Below are 448 nucleotides of genomic sequence, written 5' to 3'. Positions count from 1 at the left end.
CGTGTTACCCGCCTTGTCCGTGGCCCGATAGGTCACCGTGTGCTGACCCGGCTGGTTCACGATGACCGGCGCCGCGTAGGTGGCGTACGGCTGCCCGTCGAGCGAGTATTCGATCCGGTCCACGCCCGACTCGGTGTCAGTGGCGGAGAGGGTCACCGTCGCGCTGCCGATGTACGCGCCGTTCGGGTCCTTCTCGCCGGTCACCGCCGCCGTCACCGTCGGCGGGGTGGTGTCCGGCGGGGTCGGCTCGACCACGGTGAACGACACCTGCTGCGGCGAGGACGTATTGCCTGCCTTGTCGGTCGCCCGGTAACTCACCGTGTGCTGACCGGTCTGGTTGACCGTGACCGGCGCGGAGTACCTGGCGTAGGCGCCGCTGTCGAGCGAGTACTCGATCCGGTCCACGCCCGACTCGGTGTCGGTGGCGGAGAGGGTCACCGTGGCGCTA

The 448-nt window shown here is 69.2% G+C and carries 1 protein-coding gene; it reads right to left on the bottom strand.

What is annotated here, in order from left to right; genetic code table 11:
• The coding region (locus ACNAVT_RS31805; protein WP_416301699.1) for an OmpL47-type beta-barrel domain-containing protein at positions 1-448 on the bottom strand (448 nt) is incomplete at both ends.

This window comes from Micromonospora sp. SL4-19 (assembly GCF_047921475.1).
Lineage (GTDB): Bacteria > Actinomycetota > Actinomycetes > Mycobacteriales > Micromonosporaceae > Micromonospora.
This window is presented reverse-complemented; position numbering and strand designations above follow the sequence as displayed.